At 72.5% G+C, this 16,503-nt stretch carries 13 protein-coding genes, 1 tRNA gene and 1 pseudogene; 4 read left to right on the forward strand and 11 right to left on the reverse strand.

The window, feature by feature from the left end:
* Positions 1–461 precede the first annotated feature (461 nt).
* Positions 462–1,220: a hypothetical protein gene (locus tag ACIBQZ_RS07920; RefSeq protein WP_396087716.1), complete on the forward strand. Its 759-nt coding sequence runs from the start codon at positions 462–464 to the stop codon at positions 1,218–1,220.
* Positions 1,217–3,637: a bifunctional polysaccharide deacetylase/glycosyltransferase family 2 protein gene (locus ACIBQZ_RS07925; RefSeq protein WP_396087717.1), complete on the forward strand. Its 2,421-nt coding sequence runs from the start codon at positions 1,217–1,219 to the stop codon at positions 3,635–3,637. Before ACIBQZ_RS07920 ends, ACIBQZ_RS07925 begins: the two co-directional genes overlap by 4 nt.
* Before the next feature lie 64 nt (positions 3,638–3,701).
* On the opposite strand, the gene ACIBQZ_RS07930 is transcribed toward ACIBQZ_RS07925, so the two are convergent.
* The 5 genes and pseudogenes from ACIBQZ_RS07930 to ACIBQZ_RS07950 all read right to left on the reverse strand — a co-directional run bounded on the left by ACIBQZ_RS07930 (position 3,702) and on the right by ACIBQZ_RS07950 (position 7,730).
* Positions 3,702–4,925 (reverse strand): GAF domain-containing protein, encoded by a 1,224-nt coding sequence (locus ACIBQZ_RS07930; protein WP_396087718.1) that lies wholly within the window; start codon positions 4,923–4,925, stop codon positions 3,702–3,704.
* A gap of 74 nt (positions 4,926–4,999) precedes the next feature.
* Entirely contained in the window at positions 5,000–5,365 is a 366-nt protein-coding gene (locus tag ACIBQZ_RS07935) for a VOC family protein (RefSeq protein ID WP_396087719.1), read from the reverse strand.
* Between the two features lie 75 nt (positions 5,366–5,440).
* On the reverse strand, positions 5,441–6,202 hold the full coding sequence (locus ACIBQZ_RS07940) for a phosphodiesterase (RefSeq protein WP_396087720.1): 762 nt from the start codon (positions 6,200–6,202) through the stop codon (positions 5,441–5,443).
* A gap of 80 nt (positions 6,203–6,282) precedes the next feature.
* A pseudogene (locus ACIBQZ_RS07945) lies at positions 6,283–6,431 on the reverse strand (VOC family protein); the annotation flags it as partial.
* A 54-nt stretch (positions 6,432–6,485) separates the two neighbouring features.
* Positions 6,486–7,730, reverse strand: coding sequence for a BTAD domain-containing putative transcriptional regulator (locus ACIBQZ_RS07950; protein WP_396087721.1), 1,245 nt, complete (start codon positions 7,728–7,730; stop codon positions 6,486–6,488).
* A 170-nt stretch (positions 7,731–7,900) separates the two neighbouring features.
* Between ACIBQZ_RS07950 and ACIBQZ_RS07955 the strand changes: the two genes are divergently transcribed.
* Both ACIBQZ_RS07955 and ACIBQZ_RS07960 read left to right on the forward strand, forming a co-directional pair.
* Complete coding sequence (locus ACIBQZ_RS07955) at positions 7,901–8,962, forward strand: hypothetical protein (protein ID WP_396087722.1); 1,062 nt, start codon at positions 7,901–7,903, stop codon at positions 8,960–8,962.
* A 2-nt stretch (positions 8,963–8,964) separates the two neighbouring features.
* Positions 8,965–10,569, forward strand: a complete 1,605-nt coding sequence (locus ACIBQZ_RS07960; RefSeq protein WP_396087723.1) for a hypothetical protein — start codon at positions 8,965–8,967, stop codon at positions 10,567–10,569.
* Positions 10,570–10,586: 17 nt separating this feature from the next.
* Here ACIBQZ_RS07960 and ACIBQZ_RS07965 read toward each other — a convergent pair whose 3' ends face one another.
* The 6 genes from ACIBQZ_RS07965 to ACIBQZ_RS07990 form a co-directional block, all read right to left on the reverse strand.
* Entirely contained in the window at positions 10,587–12,188 is a 1,602-nt protein-coding gene (locus ACIBQZ_RS07965) for a protein kinase (protein ID WP_396087932.1), read from the reverse strand.
* A gap of 335 nt (positions 12,189–12,523) precedes the next feature.
* A tRNA-Ala gene (locus tag ACIBQZ_RS07970) sits at positions 12,524–12,597 on the reverse strand.
* A gap of 72 nt (positions 12,598–12,669) precedes the next feature.
* The gene (locus tag ACIBQZ_RS07975; protein ID WP_396087724.1) at positions 12,670–13,449 is read right to left on the reverse strand and encodes a hypothetical protein; all 780 of its coding nucleotides are present in this window, start codon (positions 13,447–13,449) and stop codon (positions 12,670–12,672) included.
* 155 nt (positions 13,450–13,604) lie between these two features.
* Positions 13,605–14,249: a GNAT family N-acetyltransferase gene (locus ACIBQZ_RS07980; RefSeq protein WP_396087726.1), complete on the reverse strand. Its 645-nt coding sequence runs from the start codon at positions 14,247–14,249 to the stop codon at positions 13,605–13,607.
* Entirely contained in the window at positions 14,246–15,556 is a 1,311-nt protein-coding gene (gene glp / locus ACIBQZ_RS07985) for a gephyrin-like molybdotransferase Glp (RefSeq protein WP_396087727.1), read from the reverse strand. The genes ACIBQZ_RS07980 and glp overlap by 4 nt, the downstream gene beginning before the upstream one ends.
* Entirely contained in the window at positions 15,553–16,467 is a 915-nt protein-coding gene (locus tag ACIBQZ_RS07990; protein WP_396087728.1) for a UTP--glucose-1-phosphate uridylyltransferase, read from the reverse strand. The genes glp and ACIBQZ_RS07990 overlap by 4 nt, the downstream gene beginning before the upstream one ends.
* Positions 16,468–16,503 lie beyond the last annotated feature (36 nt).

Consider the following 16,503-nt stretch of genomic DNA (forward strand, 5'->3'; position numbering starts at 1 on the left):
AGAAGCTTAACGACCGCCGATGGCGGACACAACGGGTGGACTGACTCAGTTATCGGGAAAATTGTCGCGGCCCGTCGTCAGACTGTGACCAGGCGCGTACGTCGTGTCCTGAAGAGCAAAACGGTCATAAGGGTATATTGTTTTTAAAGCCACTTATCCCCTGGTGAAAGCCATTCAGATAATCGCGTCCGGGTCGGTCGGTAATACGACACCAAGCCGTAGCGCAAATAGACGTAACCTTTGCCTCCCGAACGATTGTCCGCAGGTCAGCGGCGGCCCGAAATATCCCGCGCACACGCTCGCCAGCAGGTCAAACGTGAGACCTCACCGTTTCGGTTGATTCCGGTCCACGTTCGGTGGTCATCAGGTCGAATGACGCCGACCAAGATCGCCGTAGATCTTTCTAAGCTCGCGACGTGACATTGCAGGAGCCCCATAACCCGCCAATTGCCGACGTCGACATGCCTGACACCGAGGTGATCGTCGTCGCGCACCCCTCGCCGGTGTTCGTGGACTCGACCGGACGCCGCCGGCGCATGCTGCGAAAGGTCGCGTACGGCTTCGGTGCCCTCTGCATGGTCTACGGCGGACTCGTCAGCGTCAGCCTGGCCGGCGGGCCGGTCAGCTCGAGCGCTGTGCTGCCCCTGCCGGACCTCGCGGACGACAACAACGAGGAGGCCGTGGTCGTGGCCCGGCCGAGCCCGACCCCGGAACCGGTGGTCACCCGGGCGGCCACCCAGCCCATCCTCGAGGCGTTCCCGACGCGGGGCGCGCCGGTCACCCGGCCCCGCGAGGCGGGGGCCGGCACGCCGCGCTCCGCCGGCACCCGGCCGTCACCGACGCCCTCGGCCAAGCCCTCGCCGACCTCCGCCAAGCCGGTCGAGTCGACGGACACCAAGCCACCGGTGTCCAGCGGCACGCCGTCGCCGTCGGAGTCGGAGACCACGCTGCCGCCGGTGGCCCCGTCGCCACCGCCGATCCCGGGCGGCGGAGGCGGCCAGGGCGGTGGCGGCGCGGTGGGCGGCGGGTCGACCGCGGCGCCGGTCGAGCCCCAGGAACCGGTCGAGCCCTGGCCGCCGGCGGTGACGCCGGCCAGGCCCGAGCCCGCCGCACCGAAACCCGCCGAGGCGAAGCCGGCCGCCGCGCCCGCCGCACCCGCCACGGACCCCGAGCCGCCGGCCGAGCCGGAGCCCCAAGCCGCCGCCGGTGACGCCCCATGACCACGCCGCCGGTCCGGCGCGGCCGCACCCGGCGCCGCCTGCTGCCCCGGCCCCGGGTCCTGCTCGGCACGCTGCTGATCAGCCTGTTCGTCGGCGTGCTGGTGGTCCAGGCGTACATCAACGCCGAGTTCACCGGCGACCACCTGGAGTCCGAGGTCGGTGACCAGGCCGGCGTGCCGGCCGCCATCCGCAGCGGCGGGCCGATCATCAACACCACCGGCGGCCAGGAGAGCTCGAACCGGCTGCCCGCGCGCACCATCGCGCTGACCTTCGACGACGGCCCGGACCCGGAGTGGACGCCGAAGGTCCTCGAGGTGCTCCGGGAGAACGACGCCCACGGCACGTTCTTCGTCGTCGGCTCCGAGGTGGCCCGCAACCCGGAGCTGACCCGGAAGATCACCGCGGACGGCAACGAGCTGGGCCTGCACACGTTCACCCACCCGAACATGCAGCGGCTCGCACCGTGGCGGCGGGACCTCGAGATGTCGCAGACCCAGGTGGCCGTCGCCCGGGCCGCGAACGTGCACACCAACCTGGTGCGGTTCCCGTACTCGTCGAAGCCACAGGCCATCGACGAGGTGAACTGGAAGATCATCAAGCAGGCCGGCCGGCAGGGCTACCTGGTCGTGGTCAACGACCGGGACAGCGAGGACTGGCAGCGGCCCGGCGTCGCGCAGATCATCCGCAACGCCACCCCGCCCGGCGACACCTCTGCGGTCATCCTGTTCCACGACGCCGGCGGCGAGCGTTCGCAGACCCTGGCCGCCCTGAAGGCGTTCATCCCGATGATGAAGGAGCGCGGCTACCGGTTCACCACCGTCACCGAGGGCCTGAACCTGTCGATCGCCGAGCAGCAGGACGCGGCCGCCGCGGCGGTGCCGATGCTGCCGGTCAACCCCGAGGCCAGCTCGACCGACCGGCTGCGCGGGGCGGGGCTGCTGTGGACCGTACGGCTGGCCGACGGCCTGGTCTGGGGCCTGGCCGGCTTGTTCCTGGTGGTCGGGCTGCTGACCATCGGGCGTACCGCGTTGTTGCTGGTGCTCGCCACCCGGCACGCCCGGCAGCGCCGCAAGCCCGGCTGGAGCTGGGGCCCGCCGGTCACCGAACCGGTCTCGGTCATCGTGCCCGCCTACAACGAGAAGGAGGGCATCGAGGCCGCCGTCCGGTCGCTGGCCGGCGGCGACTACCCGGAGATCGAGGTGGTGGTCGTCGACGACGGCTCCACCGACGGCACCGCCGGCATCGTCGAGCGGCTCGGCCTGGCAGGCGTGCGGGTCATCCGGGTGCCCAACGGCGGCAAGCCGAACGCGCTCAACACCGGCGTCGCGCTCGCCCGGCACGACCTCATCGTCACCGTCGACGGCGACACCATCTTCGAGCCGGACTCGATCCGGATGCTGGTGCAGCCGTTCGCCGACCCGACGGTGGGCGCGGTGGCCGGCAACGTCAAGGTCGGCAACCGGCAGACGCTGGTCGCGGCCTGGCAGCACATCGAGTACGTGATCGGCTTCAACCTCGACCGCCGGCTGTACGAGGTGCTGAACATCATGCCGACCGTGCCCGGGGCGATCGGCGCGTTCCGCCGCTCGGCGCTGGCCGAGGTCGGCGGGGTCAGCGACGAGACCCTGGCCGAGGACACCGACGTGACGATGGCGCTGTGCCGGGCCGGCTGGCGGGTCGTCTACGAGGAGAAAGCCCGGGCCTGGACCGAGGCGCCGACAACGCTGGAGCAGCTCTACCGCCAGCGCTACCGGTGGAGCTACGGGACCATGCAGGCGATGTGGAAGCACCGCAAGGCGCTGACCGACTCCGGCGCCTCCGGGCGCTTCGGCCGGGTCGGGCTGCCGTTCCTGACCCTGTTCGGGGTGGCGCTGCCGCTGCTGGCCCCGGTCGTCGACATCATGCTGCTGTACGGCCTGGTGTTCTGGGAGCTGAGCGCGACCGTGGTCGCCTGGGGGCTGATGCTGGCCCTGCAGCTGCTCACCGCGGCCGTGGCGTTCCGCTTCGACCACGAGTCGATGCGCCCGCTCTGGCGGCTGCCGCTGCAGCAGTTCGCGTACCGGCAGCTCATGTACCTGGTGCTGATCCAGTCCGCGGTGACCGCCATGACCGGCGCCCGGCTGCGCTGGCACAAACTGCACCGCGCCGGGCTCACCGGCGCGCGCACCCCCGCCGCGGAGGCCCCGATGATCCCCTCGACCCCACCCGGACCCGGCCACGGCGTCGCCCCGGCCGTCGACACCTGGCCGCCGGTGCTGGGCCAGGTCACCGACCCGGCCCACCCGGCAGCCGGCCGGGCCACGGCCCGCCCCCCGGTGCCCAGCCAGGCGCTGCCACCGGACACCGACGAGGACCTGCCGTCGGCCGGCTCGCCCCCGGGCGGCGGTTCCGGCCCCGTGTTCACGCGCGGGGTGTGAGAAGGTCCCGCACCCGCCCGAACTGCAGCCGGGCGGGTGCGGGACCCCTGCGGTGCGGCGCCGCTCAGGCGGTGGCCAGCTCGCGTTCCGCGAACGGGAACACCAGGTGCAGGGACGTGCCGTCGCCGGGCCGGTCGGAGAGCGCCACCGTCGCGTGGTGGGCGTCCAGGATCCGCTTGGCCACGGACAGGCCCTGGTCCGGGCCCTGCACGGCGGTCGGGTTCGCGATCGCGCCGTAGTAGAGGTGCGGGAACAGGTCCGGGCGCAGCCCGTCCGGCATGTCCATGTCGTCGAGCCGGACGGTCGGGCCGGACTCGATGTCGGTGCCGACCCGGACCCGGCCACCCCGCGGTGTGTACTTGACCGCCGCGAACAGCAGGTGCATGAGGACCTGCTCCAGCCGTACGGGATCGGCGATGATCGGCAGCGACGGCCCGCCGGCCTGGTTGAGGATCCAGATCTGCTTGGTCGCCGCGATCGGCCGGACCGCCTCGACGGCCCGCTGGGTCAGCCGGGTCAGGTCGATCTCGCGCATGTGCAGGCTGTCCGCGCCGTGGCCGGCCTCGGCCATCGACGCCAGATGGTCCAGCAGGTCGCTGAACCCGCGGACGTGTGCCGCGGTGGCGCGCCCGACCAGCTCGGCCAGCTCGGGGTCGTGGCGGCCGGTGTTGCCGAGATCCGCCAGGTACGACCGCATCAGCCGCAGCGGGGCGCGCAGCTGGCCGTCCACCAGCCCGGCGATGTCGTCCTTGCGGCGTTCCAGCTCCTGCAGGCGGGCGGTGGTGTTGACCAGCGCGCTCGCGTACCGGCGCAGTTCGAGCTGGGAGGTCACCTGCCGGGCCAGCGCCCGCAGCGCCTGCACCTGCTCGTTGTCGAGCCGGCGGGGCCGGGAGTCGATGACGCAGAGCGTGCCCAGCGCGAAGCCGTCACTGGTGATCAGTGGTGCCCCCGCGTAGAAGCGGACCCCGCCGTCCAGCGTGACCGCCGGATTGTCGGCGAACCGCGGATCCTCCCAGGTGTCCGGCACCATGAGCACGTCCTTGCCGAGGATCGCGTGGCCGCAGAAGGACATGTCCCGCGGGGTCTCGGTGAGGTCGGTGCCGATCTTGGCCTTGAACCACTGGCGGTCGATGTCGATGAGGCTGACCAACGACATCGGCACGTCACAGACCGTCGAGGCGAGCTTGACGATGTCGTCGAAGTCGGTCTCGGGCGCGGTGTCGAGCACGTGCAGTTCGTAGAGAGCGGCGAGCCGGTCGGCTTCGTTGCTGGGCAGGGGTGCCGGCATGACTGTCACCTCCTGGAGACAACTCCAGGGATACCACCCAAAAGTAGCGAGACCCGCCGTACCGGAAAAACCAGTCAGGCCGGGCGGTGGCAGACCGCCTCGATGTTGTTGCCGTCGGCGTCGAACGCGAAGGCGGCGTAGTAGTTCTCGTGGTATTCCGGGCGCGGGCCGGGCGGGCCGTTGTCGACCCCGCCGGCGTGCAGCGCGGCGGCGTGGAAGGCATCAACCGCGGCCCGGTCGGCGGCGGTGAAGGCCACGTGCACCCGATGTGAGGGCTCGCGCAGGGCCAGCCAGAAGAACGGCTTGCCGCTGTCGTCGCCGAAGCCGACCAGCTTGGCCTCCTGCACGACGACCTTGATGCCGAGCGGCCGGAGCGCGTGCTCGTAGAAATGCCGGCTGTCATCGAGGTGGTGCACTCCGAGCACTACATGGTCGATCATGATCAGCCCCTCTCGCCGCCCACCTAACCTATCCCCGGGGTACGACATAACTTGATCCCGTGCGCCGAGCGGGCATCAGTATGCGCCGAGCAGGGCGGCGGCATGACTGACCTGCACGGTGTGCGTCACGCAATCGTCACCGTCGATCATGTGGAGCAGGAAACCGGTGGGTTCGGCCAGGTAACCCGGGGGCGCGTCGGAGCTGAGCAGCAACCCGGTCTGCCGCCACAGGCTGGGCGCGACGGTGAGCACGCTGCCGGCGAAGGCGGCCGTGATGGGCCGGTGCACGTGCCCGGCCATCACCCGGGCCACGTTGCGGTGCGCGGCCACGACCTCCCGCAGGTCGTCGCCGTCGAGCAGCCGCATCCCGTCCAGGAACTTGATGCCGACCGGCATCGGCGGATGGTGCAGCCCGATCAGGGCCGGCACCTGCGGCCGCTGGCCCAGCACGCCGTCGAGCCAGGACAACTGCGCGGCACCGAGCCGGCCGGCGGGCGAGCCCTCGATCAGCGAGTCCAGGGCGACGAGGGTGAACTCCGGATACTCGACCGCGTAGTGCGCCTCGCCGCCGAACTCCCGGAGCAGCGGCTGCCGGCAGTCGTGGTTGCCGGTCGTCAGGTGCAGCGGCAGCGGAAAATCGCCGATGATCTCCCGCAGCGCCGCATACTCGTCGGGCCGGCCGTGATCGGTGAGATCTCCGGTGATGACGACGCAGTCCGGGCGCGGGTCAAGGCCCATGATGCGGGCGAGAGCGAGCTGAAGTCCGGCGGCGGGCCCCGCCCCGAGCGGCCCGGTGGTGATGTGCGAGTCGCTGAGCTGAGCGATGAACGTCGTCATGCGCTCATGATCCGGCGCAGCCCGAGCCTGACAACCGAACGGTCGTAACTCCTACAGCGTCGGAATCAGGACGTGCACGATCACGCGGCGCTCGTGTCGACGTACAGGCAGAACGGGTGGCCGGCGGGGTCGAGCATGACCCGTACCGTGTCCTGCGGCCGGCCGCGCCCACCGCCCGATCCAGATCCGGCACCTCGATGTCGAGATGCATCTGCATCTGCTGGTGGCCGGGCTCGCCTGCGCAACACAATGGGAGGACCACGTCGCGCGGGACGGCGTCCGGTCACTCGTGGTCGCCCTGCCCGGTGGCAGCCGGGGTCTGTGGGCCGGCCGCCGAGCCGAGTGCCACGTGGACCAGGGGCGTCGCAGCGCCGGTGCGGGTCGGCAGCAGCAGCCCGTCACTCGCCGCCGCTCCCTGCTGCGCCGGCGTGGTGAACGCGAGCACGGTGTCGCCGCAGCGCAACAGGTCGCCCGACCGGACCTGGGTGCCGCCCGACGGACCCAGCTGGGCGCCGTTCAGAAATGTGCCGTTGCGCGATCCCAGGTCGACGACGGTGACCTCGCCCCCGCCCGCCACCCGGACGGCGGCGTGGCGTCGAGACACCGCGGTGTCCCCGGACAACAACACGTCGGCGGCCTCGGCGCGGCCGATCACCAGCTCACCGGCCCCCGGCAGCTCCCGGCGGCGGACCACACCAGCAGCGTCCAGCCAGGTCAACACCGGGCGACCCGTCCCGACCGGCTGAGGGGCGACCACCCGCAGCAGTTGCGAGGTGGCGGCCTGGCCCAGGATCGCCTGCTCCAGCTCGCGCAGGGCGCTCCCCGGATCCAGACCCAGCTCGGCGGACAGGACGTGGCGGGCCCGACGGAACGCCGCCAGCGCGTCGGCCTGCCGGCCGTCCCGGTACAGCGCCACCATCAGGTGCCCCCAGAACCGCTCGCGCAACGGATGGTGCAGCACCAGGTCCTCCAGCTCGGGCACCAGTCCCGGCATCCCCAGGCGCAGCTCCGCGGCCAGCACGGCCTCCATCGCGTCCAGCCGGACCGTCTCGTACACGGTGCGGGCCGCGTGGAAGTACTCATGGTCCGGCAGGTCGGCGCAGAACTCGCCACGCCATCGGGCGAGCGCGGACCGGTACCCGGCAGCGGCGGCCGCGGCGTCACCGGCCCGGTCGGCGGCCCGAGCGCGCCGCAGGCCGTCCTCGACGGCCTGCACGTCGCTGGCGGCCACCAGCCGGTAGCCGGCCGGGCCGTGCTGCAACGCGGCGGCCTGCCGGCCGAGGGCCCGCCGCACCTGATGCACGTGCACGTGCAGGGTGCTACGAGCTGCCGGCTGACCGGTGTCGGACCACACCGCCTCGGCCAGCCGGTCCGCCGGCACCGCGGCGCCGGCCGCGGCCGTCAGGGCCGCCAGCAGCGCGCGCTGCCGGGCCCCGGCCAGGGCGACGGGCTCACCGTCGACGGTCAGCACCACAGGCCCGAGCAGGCTCACGCCGGGACCGGGCACCTGCTCCGCCTGCTGGTTCACCGGCCCTCCCGCCGCTCCTGCGCTACCCCCGCCTCGGCCACTACAGCGCCGCTGAAGCGGCTTGAGCTGAACTGGTGGCCGTCAGAATGAGATTGGACAGCGTCCAGTCGATACCTCGATATTCTCCCTGGAGGGGTGCGATGACCACAGTATTGGCTGCCCTGGACACAGTGGTGGAACGGTTCGGACCGAAGGCGCTGTCCGATCCCCTGGCGCTGGGAGCGGCCCTGCGGGGACTGACGGACCCGTTGCCGGAAGACCAGATCAGCCTGCTCACGGAGGCGGCCGCAGCCGGTGCGCCGGGTCGGCTGCGGAGCGCGCTGGAGATCGGGACGCCGGTCCCGTCGGCCCTCGACGAAGCGGTGGCCCTGGCCTCGGGAGCCGGCCGTGGGATGCACACGGAAGCGGCCCGGTGGGCGGTGACACAACTGGGTTGCGCAGGCGGCCTGCTGCCGCGACACATGGCTGAGCAGGAGGCCGCGGGGTCCGCCCAACCGCCACACGGGGCAGGTGCACCGATGGGGCGCCGTTCGCGCAGACGCGTGGGTCCGGTCGTGGGAGCCGGCGCCGTCGTGGCGGTGGCAGCGGTCGCCGCCCTGGCGGGGACCCAGTTCGGCGGGGCAGGAGACACCGCCGCCCAGGCGACGCCAAGCGCGTCCGCGGGGCCTTCGACCACAGCGCCGGCTCTGCCGGCCGCAAACCCGACACCGAGCACGTCGGAAACGCCCACTGCTGCCGGTGCGGCGACGCCCGGCTTCGCCGCTGACCCGCTCAAGGCCTTCCAAGCACCCGAGCTGCGGCGGCTGGCCGAGATCTACCTGAAGTCCGGCAGGGTGCAGTGCCGCCCGTCGGAGACTCCGCTGGGCGTCCAGGAAGCCGTGGCGTGCAGCTTCGGCGACCACGAAGTGGTGGGCCTGTTCTACAAATACCTGGGCCCGGAGGCGATGCGCAACGCCCGGGACGGCCTGATCGACGGCAAGGTCTCCGCCAAGGACGGCACCGTGCGGCAGCTGACGTGGCGGTTCGTGGACAAACGGGCGGGGACGAAGGTGGGCATCCCGATGGGCACCAGGGCCCGTGCCGAGGGCCTGCGGGTGCGGTTCCAGAGCGTGAACACGGGCAGGCCCACCCTCTACTTCGACCAGGAGTCCATCTTGTGTTCCGCCACGTTCTCCGCGCTGACCGCCAACCGGACCGAGTTGCGCGAGTTCTGGGCCGACCCGGAGCGATGATCATGGCCGCGCGTGACCCGATGCCCGCCGCGCTCACCCACGTGGCGGTTACCCACGGCGGCGCCGCCCTGGTCGATCCCGTGGCGCTGCGGGCGGCCCTGGGCGCCGGCGGCGTCCCCCGGCTGGCGCCCCACGAGGCAGACCTTCTCGTGGCGGTGGCCGGCAGTGGCCTGGTCCCCCGCCTGCGATCCGCCGCAGGCACCGCGGAGGAGGACACCGTGGCCCAGACGGCTGTCCGGGTGGTCGCCGCCGCCGGGTATTCCGACGTGGCGGTTCGACGGGCCGTCAAAGCCTTCGTCACTGCCCTCCGCGGCCCCGGTACCGATCCGACGAAACCCTGGCCGATCGGATCGGCCGGCGGCACTGCCGGCGTGGAGACCGAACTGGACGCCGACCCGACCCAGGATCCGGTTCTGCACACCATGTCACCCGCCGCCGCGGCGGTGACGCCTGCTCATGCCGTCCTGTCGTGGGACGACGGCACCGGGACATCTGACCCGGTGACACCGCTACCGCCGGTCACACCATCCGGACCTGCCGATCGACGGACCGGCGGAAACCGGCTGGTCGCGGCGTTGCGTCGCGGTCGCACGGCGGTGGTGATCCTGTGCCTGGCCGGTGCCACGGCGGCGACGATCGGCGTCATCGCGCTCAACCGCGACGGCGTGCAGGAGCCTGCCCCGGTCGTGGACCGGTTCGCGTTGTCCGAGGTGGCGCAGCGATATCGGGAGCTGGGGGCGACGCTCCTGGCGGGCGCCCGTCGCTGCGTCCCGCTGGCGCCGCAGGTCAGCGAGGTCGAGCACGTGCGCTGCGACTTCACCGACCGCACGCTCGACCTGGTCCAGTACGGCTCCGCGGCCCAGCTCCGGCTGGAACGTGCCCGCACCGTGGACAGCACGATCGAGTGGGTGCGCTTCGGCCAGGTGCTGGACCGGGATGCGGCCTTCTCGATGCACGAGGACCGCGCCGGGGCGGCCACCGTCTACTGGGACTCCGTCCTGCCCCGCCCGCAGAGCGCCGTCGTGACCAACTCCGCCGGATCGGAGGCGACCGGTGAAGCCGGGTCCACCATCGCGCGGCTGTCGCTGCCCGAACTGGTCGACTTCTACGACGGCCGGCGGTTCGGCGGCCTGACCCGGCCGGAGCTGGACGCCGCGCAGTTCCGGTCCGGCGTGCTGGCCGACCTGGCACAGAACGACCTGAACGAGCCGGAGCTGCGCTGCCGGGCGGATCCGGGCGGGCCGTTCCGGCGGGCCGCCGAACAGGTCACCTGCACGTTCAAGGAGGGGGTCACGGCGTGGTACGTCCTGGTCGACGACGCGGACTCCTACGCCGTCTATCGCAAGGACATCGCATCCTCGGCGAACGCGGTGCCTGGTTCCCATCACAGCGAGGCCTGGGAGGTCAGCACCGACCACAAGGGCGGGACGCTCACCTACTACCAGGAGAGCACGACGAGCCAGTCGGTCCTCTACTCGGAACTGGTCTACCGTGACACGGCCGGCCAAGGTGCTGAGCAGCGGACCCTCGCCATCGCCGTGTACCGGCACCCGACCATGAGCCCTGCCCAGCTCAAGGCCTGGTGGCACCGGACGGCGGTGGACTGACTCCACTCTCCCGGGGGTCAGCCGGGATAGCTCAATGCGTCGAAGGTGCGCCGGACGCCGTTCACATCCGCGGGGTAGGGGCGATCGGGGTCGCCGTCGAGCACGGTCAGCACGTTGTCGCCGACGGTCCAGGCGTACCGCAGATTCTTGGCCGTGACGAAGCAGTAGAGCGTGCCCGAGCGACTGCCACGGGACCATTGTTCCTGGGCCGGCACATTGTCCGGGCAGGTACCGATCGGCAGCGCCGAAGGGTCGGGACCGCCGAGATGGCGAAGGTAGCCGGCCACCGTTCCCGGCTCGTTGAGTGCCATCAGCCGCAGCGACCCGGCGGAGGCGTCCGCGAGCTCGCAGTCACGACCGGCCTGAGCCCCGGCCTGCCGGTCGGCGTCCTCCAGCTCGATGTTCCGGCAGGTGATACCGGCCGGCGTCGCGGCCGTCAGCCGCTCCGCCGGCGAGGGACCGCGATCGACCAGGAGCAGCCACGCCCCACCGCCGAACAGCACGGCCGCGGCCACGCCGCCGGCGACGAGGACGCTGCGGCGAGCGACCGATCGGCCGCCCGGCGCTCCCGCCGGCCAGGGCTGGGCGCCGGTCCACCGAGCCGTCGGCGTCACCGGTTCCGACCGGCCCGCGCCGGCAACGGCCGGCCGCGTGTCACCGTCGAGCGGAACGGTCTCCCCGGCCGAGCTCGGGGCGGACCCGAGGGACCGTGGACCGGTTCCCACGGCGGGAGCCGCGACCAGCGCGGGCTGCTCCGCCGCGTCGCTCGTGGGCATCGCCAGGATCTGCCGGATCTGCCGACGGGCCTCGGCGATGGTCGGCCGCTGCACGGGATCCTTCGCCAGCAGGCCGGCCAGCAGACCGTTGAGCTCACCCGTACGCGGGTCGGAGCCGGCCAGCCGCGGAATCGGGCCCGCCGCATGCCCCACGATCATCTGAGCCTGGGTCCCGCTGAACGGCGGAGCTCCCGTCAGCAGCGTCCACAGCATGCAGCCGAGCGAGTACACATCGGATGCCGGGGTGGCCGGTCGGCCGTCCAGCCTTTCCGGCGCCAGATAGGCGACGGTGCCCACCACGTCGCCGGTCTCGGTGGCCTGGCCCGCGGGGTCGGCTGCGCTGCGGGCGATCCCGAAATCGCACAGGTAGACGAAGTCGTCCTCGTCGTGCAGGGCACGCGGGCGGCACAGCACGTTGCTGGGCTTGACGTCGCGGTGCACGACACCGACCGCGTGCCCGTCGCCCAGCGCACCGGCCACCTGGTCGGTGATGCGCAGGGCGCGCCGCGGCAGGAACGGGCCACCGGCCACCAAGCGGCCGAGGTCGGGCCCCTGGACCAGCTGCATGGCCAGATACAAGTTGCCGTGGATCTCGCCGTGATCGTAAATCTGGGTCACGTGCGGGGAGTCCAGCTTGGCCAGCGCGGCAGCCTCACGGCCGAACCGGCCTCGGTAGGCCGGGTCCTGTGCCACGCCTTGCGGCAGCACCTTCAGGGCAACCGGCCGGTTCATCCGGGACTGCCAGGCGCGGTACACCACGCCCATCCCGCCGCGGCCGATCTCGGCGTCGATCCGGTAGTCGCCGAACTCTCCGCCAACCTGGGGTAGTCCAGTCTCGGCTATGGCCGCACACCTCCCGCCCGCACAACGACAGACAGATCCTGCTGAACCACCCTAGCCAGTGGCCACCACGGCCGGCCATCGCCGAACGGCGGCACCCGAGGCGACGACGCACGGAGCCGTGCAGCAGGGGGCCGACCTGCTTTCTATCGGCTGCCCTGCGACAGGAAGAGTTCGACCTGCGCGCCGACCCTCACGGGCTGTCGACCGGGACGGTCCCTACGTCGCGACCACCGACCTTGCCGAGACCGTCGATCTCACAGGAAGGGAAAGCAAGAACGGCGGCAATGCCCGACCGGGCACTACCGCCGTAGTGAGTTCGAGAAGGAACTCAAGGGTGGAGCTGTGGGGATTTGAACCCCAGACCCCCTCGATGCGAACGAGGTGCGCTACCAGACTGCGCCACAGCCCCCCGGCCCCGTAGGACCGCAGCAAGGCTAACAGGTCAGCCCGGCCGCTTGCGAATCACCCTCCCCGGCGCGCCCTAAGCGGGATACGAAGACCCCCGCCCCCCGGCCTCATAGGCCCGTCCACGCAGCCCACCACCCCGCCGGTACGACACCGAGCCCCCGTTCACCGCCGCCGGCAGGTCCGACGGGTCCCGGTCCAGGCCCATCGCCGCTCGCCGGACCGCTTCCTTCTGGGCCGCCAGGCGCCGCTGGGCCTCCCTGCGCGCCGCTGCCCGGCGGGCCTGTTCCCGCCGTACCTCTGCTTGCCGTGCGGCCAGCCAGGCCGCTTCCCGGGCCTCGACCCGGCGGCGGTGCCGGTCCGCGATCGCGCGGTTGCGCAGGTGCACCAGGTACGCGCCGAGCAGCGTGCCGGTCACCGCGAAGCCGATCCAGAAGCCCGGGCCCACCGCCAGCACGCCGACCAGCTCGATCACGTTGAGCAGCAGCAGCGCCGCGAAGACCCGGCGGCGGCGGACGACGGCCGGGGTCTGCCGGCGCACCGGGGGGCGGCGGACCGGGCGGCGGGCCGGGACCAGGCGGAGCCGGCGGGCCGGGGGTGCCGAGACGGGGGCGGCCGGGAGTGGCGGTGGATCACCCGTTAGGGTCCGCGACGTAACCACATACTGGCGTGCGGGGTTGACCGGTCGGCGTCCGGGCACGGTGCGGAGCCGACGGCGGCGCTGCAGCACCCGAGCCGTCGACGACGCCCGCTCCGCCGCCAGGCGCTCGGTGGCGTCGTATCGGCGCACGAGCGCCGGTGCGAGGGCGAGCAACCCGGCCGCGGCGAGGACGGCGAGGAGCACCGAGGTCGGCACCCTCACCCCTCCCGTCAGCCTCAACCGGTGCCCGGGCCGGACAGCTCCGGGCACACAAAAGTCCCAATCTCCCCGAGGCTACGCACGGGAGTTGCGATTTAACGGCACGCCGCGCCGGGGACGTACCGTCGCGATGATCAATTAAGCGAGGCCGGCTACTTCGCGTTGGCGCGCAGCCGGCGCCAGCGGGCCACCAGGCCGCCCTCGGCGGCGACCTCTTCGCTGGTCATCGCGAAGCCCAGGTGGTCGCGCCAGGCGCCGTCGATGTGCATGTAGCGCGGGTGGTACGCCTCCTCGCGGAAGCCCAGCTTCTCCACGACGCGCCGGCTGGGTACGTTCTCGGGCCGGATGTTGATCTCCACCCGGTGCAGGCCGCCGGCGCCGAACGCGTGGTCCACCGCCAGCGCCAGCGCCGTCGGGATCACGCCCCGGCCGGCCACCCGGGCGTCGACCCAGTAGCCCACGTACGCCGAACTGAACGCCCGCCGCACGATGCTGCCCAGGTTGATGTGCCCGACCAGCCGCTCGCGGCCGTCCTCCTCGCGCAGGCAGACGGCGAACGGCATGCTGTCGCCGCGCCGGGCGGCCCGTTTCATGTCGCGGTAGACGTAGAGGTAGGCGCGGGCGGAGTTCATCTCCGCCCACGGCCCGGGTGGCGAGGACTCCCAGGGGCTCAGCCACGCCTGGTTCGCAATCCGCACCTCGGCCCATTCCCGCGCGTCCCCGCGGCGGTACGGCCTGAGCAGCACGGGCCCGTCCGCCAGGACGGCAGGCCATCCGGGCGTGGACCCCAGCATCATCGCCTCCGGTCGAGCAGCAACACGTCGACGGTCGACCCGGCTGCCGCCGAGGTGACCCGCTCACCGAGCACCAGCAGTCCGTTGGCTTCGGCGAGGCCGGAGAGAGTGTACGGCCCTCCGGCGAGCGGCTGCACAGTGTAGCCGCCGCCACGCCGCTCGGCGACGTGCGCCGGCCGGAACTCGCGCAGGCCACCGGGGGACGACACGGTCTCCAGCAGGTGGGCCTTGACGCTGGGCCGGAACACCGGCTCGGAGCCGGCCAGCAGCTGGATGACCGGCCGGGCGAGCACCTCGAAGCCGATCAGGGCGGCGCCCGGCTCACCGGGCAGGCAGACGACCGGCACCTCCTCGCCGCCGACGGTGCCGAAGCCGAGCGTGGCCCCCGGGCAGAGCGCCACGTCGGTGAACTCCACAGTGCCCCGGCCGTGGTCGCGGCGGGACAGCACCCGGCGCAGCATGTCGCCCGGGCCGGTGCCGGTGCCGCCGGTAGTGATGATCAGGTCGGCCCGCAGGGTCTGGTCCTCGAGCAGCCCGCGCAGGCCCTCGGGGTCGTCGTCGCAGATCCCGATCCGGTACGCGAGCGCGCCCGCCTCGACCGCCGCCGCGGTGAGCGCGTGCGAGTTGGCGTCCACCACCTGACCGGGCTGACTGGGCCGGCCCACGTCGACCAGTTCGTCGCCGGTGGCCACCACGACCACCCGCGGGCTGGGCCGGACGACCACGTGCCCGATCCCGGAGGCCGCGAAGACCGCCACCATCGCCGGCGTCACGTACGAGCCCGCGGGCGCCAGGACCCGGCCGACGGGCAGCTCGTCGCCGGCCCGCCGGACGCCGGAGCCGCGCTTGGGCGCGTGCAGGATCTCCACGGCCGCCATGCCCTGGTCGGTCCAGTGCACCGGCACCACCACGTCCGCGCCGATCGGCAGCGGCGCGCCGGCCGCCACCGAGAAGCACGTGCCCGGGGTCAGCCGGACCGGCCGCCAGCTGGCCGCGCCCAGGTCACCGACGACGTTGAGGCGGACCGGTCGCGGCCCGCCCTCGAACGCCCCGAAGGACGGGTGCGAACCGATCCGGCCGGCCGCGGCCAGGTCCTCCCAGCGCGCCGCATACCCGTCGATGGCCGCCTGGTCGAAGGCCGGGTACGGGTGCGGCGCCAGCACGTCGTTGGCGAGCACGTTGCCGTGCGCCTGGGTGAGGTCGAGGTCGAGCGGAGGCAGCGCCCGCAACCTGCGCAGCACGCTGCCCAGGTATTCGGCGAGAGGCATCAGCTCGTTGGCGGCCGCCTCGGCATCGGCCGTAGCGGTCATCCCTTGGTACCACCGGCGACGAACTCGGCCAGCCAGGCGCGGAACTCCGGGCCCAGGTCGGCACGCTTGGCCGCGAGCTGGACGACGGCCTGCAGGTAGCCCAGCGGCATCCCGGTGTCGTAGCGGTGGCCGCGGTAGATGATGCCGTGCACCGGCGTACCGGAATCGAGCAGCGCGGCCATCGCGTCGGTGAGCTGGATCTCGCCGCCGCTGCCCGGCTTGGTGTTGTTGATCGCCTCGAAGATCGTGGCCGGCAGGATGTAGCGGCCCAGGACGGCGAGGTTGCTCGGGGCGTCCTCGGGGGCCGGCTTCTCCACCAGGCCGGTCACCTCGACGACGTCCTCGCCCAGGTCGGACGGGCGCACCGAGGCGATGCCGTAGCGGGACGTCTCCTCGGGCTTGACCTCCATGAAGGCCAGCACGATGCCGCCGGTGCGGGCCTGCAGGTCGAGCATCGCGGGCAGCAGCGGCTCGTCCTCCTCGACGAACTCGTCGCCGAGCAGCACCGCGAACGCGTTGTCGCCGATGTGCGAGGCGGCGACGCCGACCGCGTGGCCGAGCCCGAGCGGCTCACCCTGGCGGCAGGTGTAGATGTCGGCGAGCTCGCTGGTCCGGCGGACGGCGGCGAGCCGCTCGAGGTCGCCCTTCTCCTCCAGCCGGGCCTCCACGTCGGGGCGCCGGTCGAAGTGGTCGACCATGGACGTCTTGCCCCGGCCGGTCACCAGCAGCACGTCGGTGATCCCGGCCGCGGCGGCTTCCTCCACGATGTACTGCAGCACCGGGCGATCCACCACCGGCAGAAGTTCCTTCGGCACGGCCTTGGTGGCCGGCAGGAAACGCGTCGCGAGTCCGGCCGCCGGAATGACGGCCTTCACCGCCCGGCGGCCGCTCGCATGGGCCTCTGTCGTCATCTGAGGGGTCACCGCACCTTCGCTCAGTTCGTGCCC

It is taken from the genome of Actinoplanes sp. NPDC049599, from assembly GCF_044465625.1.
Classification (GTDB): Bacteria; Actinomycetota; Actinomycetes; order Mycobacteriales; family Micromonosporaceae; genus Actinoplanes.